Here is a 3614-nt window from a genome sequence, read left to right as displayed (position 1 = left end):
TGGCGACAAAGTGGGCGGCGATTTGATTGAATTTCTTCAAGCGAAATGCCAAATTCTTCTACAAAACTCTCACCAGAGCGCGTTAGCGAAAGCTCGTCGCCGGTCTCTTGCAAATGACCTTGCTGGATAAGCGCATCATAAAGCGCAATGCCTTTGTCGCCCGCCAAGTGATCATAGCAGATCCGCGCATGGCGAAGGGCTGGATCGCGCGGGCCAGTGCGGGTGCGCAAATGCCCCTTCATGGCAGCCAAATGCATCAGGTTTTCCAAAACCCCAGCCACTTCATCGTCTGTTAGCGCATAATAGCGATGCCGGCCCTGCTTGCGCATCCGAATGAGCCCGCCGTCGGCCAATTTAGCCAAATGGCCGCTTGTTGTTTGCAGCGTCACGCCAGCTTCTTGCGCTAATTCAGTCGCGGTCAAAGCCTTGCCGCTCATCAAGGCTGACAGAATATTGGCGCGTGCCGGATCGCCAATCAATTGGCCGATGCGAGATATGTCTGGTCCGTCTTTCATAGTTCGACCATAGCCGAAGCATAGATGGTGATCAATATGGCAAAGCTGTTTCCAACCAACAGGAGAAATCGATATGATCACATGTTTCATCCAATACCAGATCGACCCTACCAAGAAAGCGCTGTTTGAACAATATGCGCGCAATTGGGGCGAGGCAATTCCGCGTTGTGGTGCGGACTTAATCGGCTATTTCGCGCCGCACGAAGGCTCGTCAACTTTGGCCTATGGCGTTTATTCGATTGAGAGTTTGGCCGCATATGAGCAATATCGCGCTCGACTTTCTGCCGATCCATTGGGGCAAGAAAACTACCAGTTCGCGCAAAAAGAAAAGTTCATCCTCAAGGAAGAGCGCACATTCCTCACGCTCGCTTCCGCACCGCATGGGGCAGCAAAGCCATGATTGCGGTGATCTTTGAAGTCACGCCTCACCCAGAACACAAATCGGCCTACCTAGACATTGCCGCACAACTCAAATCGGAATTGGAGCAGGTGGATGGGTTCATCTCCGTTGAACGCTTTCAAAGCCTGACGAATGAAAACAAAGTGCTTTCTCTGTCGTTCTTTGAAAACGAAGAGGCGGTCAAAGCCTGGCGCAATCTGCCCAGCCACCGTGCCGCGCAAAAAGCAGGACGCAACAAACTATTTGCCAACTACCGTTTGCGCATTGCTTGTGTGATCAGGGACTATGGCAAAAATGTACGCGAAGAGGCTCCTAATGATAGCCGCGAGGTTTTGCGCTGAATTACGTCAATCGCCCAATTAGCGCACGCAATGCGGCTGGCTTTACAGGCTTTGGCAAAACCGTAATATTTCTTGCTGCAGCTAAGTCACGTACTTGGGGGGTGCGGTCCGCGGTAATCAATACGGCGGGCAAGTGCCCACCCACATTTTGCCGCAGCCACTCAATCGCGTCCAACCCTGATGTTTGATCCAGATGATAGTCCATCAACACCAATTCAGGAATCCACCCCTCAAGAGTTGAAGATTGCGAAATCGCCTTGAGCGATTTCGCAATGCGCACATCGCATCCCCAACCCGAAAGAAGCGACTGCATGGCGTCCAATATATCGTCTTCATTGTCGACACATAGGATTTGCTTGCCCAAGAATTGACTTGCATTAACAGCCACGTGCGCCGGTTCGGGTTCAGCAATCGGCGCTTCGCCTTTTTGCGCTTCGGGGACATATATGGAAAACCGAGAGCCCTTGCCAACTTGGCTCTCAACTTCAAGCTGCAGGTTTAACGTTGAACAGATCCGCTGCACAATCGACAATCCAAGTCCCAATCCTGAAGCAATGCGGGCACCCGGTTCAAGGCGTGAGAATTCACCAAAAATAAGCGATTGCTGGCCTTTGTCGATGCCAATGCCATTGTCAATAATGTCAAGCCGCACCTTGCCACCACGTTTTCGGCAGCCAACGAGCACCGACCCGCCTTCAGGCGTATATTTGATGGCGTTGGAGACCAAGTTTTGCACCACCCGCGCCACCAAACGTCGGTCCGTACGCACCACACTATCTGCACCCACAAGTCGCAATTTGATGTTTTTCTCAGCGGCGGCAGGCTCGAATTCCACACGCACTTTGCGCAATAATTCGCGGATGGAAAACACAGAGTTTGCAGGCTTCAGCGCGCCGCTGTCGATGCGTGAAATATCCAGCAATGCAGACATAATATCTTCCACAGCGCCCAAAGATGCATCGATGTTTTGGGCCAGCCGAGCAAGGTCAGTGCCATGCGCACGTTCGATCATTGTGGATGTATAAAGCCGCGCAGCATTAAGGGGTTGCAATAAATCGTGGCTTGCGGCCGCCAGGAAACGGGTTTTGCCCAAATTGGCCGCATCGGCCTTGGCGCGCGCGCGCTCCAATTCCGAGTTCAATAGGGTCAACGCTTGAGTGCGGTCTTGCACGCGTGCTTCAAGGTTTTGGTTCACTCTGGCAAGCTCGTGTTCGGCTTCGATGCGGCTGGAAATATCGGCGTAACTGATCACCAAACCGCCATCAGGCAAATGGTCTGTGCGCACCTCCAGATGTTGACCCTGATGTCCTGGACGTTCGGTTAGCCCAACGTGTTTGTCTTGGATTTGCGCCATGCGCACTTGGGCAAGCTCTTTAAGATCGCCTTTGCCAAAATCGCCGCGTGCCGTCAAAAAATCAATGATGTGTGAGAGCTTTGTGCCCGCTTCAACCAATTGTTCGGGCAAGCCAAGCAGGTCTTTAAACAGCTGGTTTGAAAGCACCAATGCATGGGACGCATCAAACATGGCAATGCCCTGACCCAAATGGTCCACAACAATGCGAAACGCGGGGCCGTCGTCATTTGAACTCAAAAACGTTCTCCTTTTCGCAATTGAGCAAAAGTCGCAAAGCGCAGTTTATCCTTCGCTAGCATTTTCAATAAGGCAAGCGCAATCAACCGATACGAATCAGAGGTGGATTTTTGACCTTGGCCGGACGAGTTGCAAGAATATTGTCCTTTTGTTGCACGTGCAATTTGACACGAAACGTGCAAAATCATCAAATTTTTCACATAATTAGAGCGATTTTGCGAAATATACAATTTTTAGTTGTGTTTTGCTAAAGGAATATATACCTATAGTAGGTATGATTGCCTATGTAAGTGGTTTTACGAATAATAGTAGGTGTTAATACGGGCGCATTTAGCCTAATTACCAGAACTGCACATAGGGATCATACTAACTAGGTGCTTTCCGCATCGTATTTTAGCGGAAAGGGAGATTTTTTGAGCAATAATTGTGAGCAACGCCATGCCAAAGGTTACCGCACTCCAGCAAGATTTTTTCATAGTCCGTCAAACAAGATTGGGGGGCACAAATGACTGCTGATATTTACTATCACAACGCATTCAACAAAGACCGACTTATACACGTTATCGACGCTGATCACGGCACCTGCGAGGCGCTCGGAGTCTTGTTTCGCCTTGAAGGGTTTCAAACAGATACGTCTCAATCCATCACCCATTTTTTGGCAAAGCTCGATCGTAAATTGCCCGATGTCATCGTAATCAATATGCAAGTTGATGGCGAAGATACTTTGCCCACCGTACTTCGTTTTAAATCCATGCGCCCCGGTTCGC

The 3614-nt window shown here is 50.2% G+C and carries 4 protein-coding genes and 1 pseudogene; 3 read left to right on the top strand and 2 right to left on the bottom strand.

Features of this window, described 5'->3' with window-relative positions:
- Positions 1 to 515 (bottom strand): winged helix-turn-helix domain-containing protein (locus Q0231_RS02620; RefSeq protein ID WP_299344721.1); only part of this gene is annotated, 515 nt, incomplete at its 3' end.
- 73 nt (positions 516 to 588) lie between these two features.
- On the opposite strand from Q0231_RS02620, the gene Q0231_RS02615 reads away from it, so the two are divergent.
- Together Q0231_RS02615 and Q0231_RS02610 are read left to right on the top strand one after the other, a co-directional pair.
- Entirely contained in the window at positions 589 to 915 is a 327-nt protein-coding gene (locus Q0231_RS02615) for an NIPSNAP family protein (protein ID WP_299344718.1), read from the top strand.
- A complete protein-coding gene (locus Q0231_RS02610; RefSeq protein WP_269392723.1) occupies positions 912 to 1256 on the top strand; it encodes an antibiotic biosynthesis monooxygenase in 345 nt (114 codons plus the stop codon). The genes Q0231_RS02615 and Q0231_RS02610 overlap by 4 nt, the downstream gene beginning before the upstream one ends.
- A gap of 1 nt (position 1257) precedes the next feature.
- Here the strand turns inward: Q0231_RS02610 and Q0231_RS02605 are convergent, their stop codons facing one another.
- Positions 1258 to 2847, bottom strand: a complete 1590-nt coding sequence (locus tag Q0231_RS02605; protein ID WP_269392722.1) for a PAS-domain containing protein — start codon at positions 2845 to 2847, stop codon at positions 1258 to 1260.
- 505 nt (positions 2848 to 3352) lie between these two features.
- Here Q0231_RS02605 and Q0231_RS02600 point away from each other — a divergent pair.
- Positions 3353 to 3614, top strand: a pseudogene (locus Q0231_RS02600) (hypothetical protein); the annotation flags it as partial.

This window comes from uncultured Maritalea sp., assembly GCF_937139385.1.
In the GTDB taxonomy this organism is placed as follows: Bacteria; Pseudomonadota; Alphaproteobacteria; order Rhizobiales; family Devosiaceae; genus Maritalea; species Maritalea porphyrae_A.
The sequence above is the reverse complement of the archived record's forward strand: the minus strand, read 5'-3'. Positions and strand labels throughout refer to the sequence as shown.

What these genes read in the sequence shown, in the direction of transcription:
- Q0231_RS02615 (WP_299344718.1), top strand. Translation starts at nt 589, where the DNA reads ATGATCACATGTTTCATCCAATACCAGATCGACCCTACCAAGAAAGCG.
- Q0231_RS02610 (WP_269392723.1), top strand. Translation starts at nt 912, where the DNA reads ATGATTGCGGTGATCTTTGAAGTCACGCCTCACCCAGAACACAAATCG.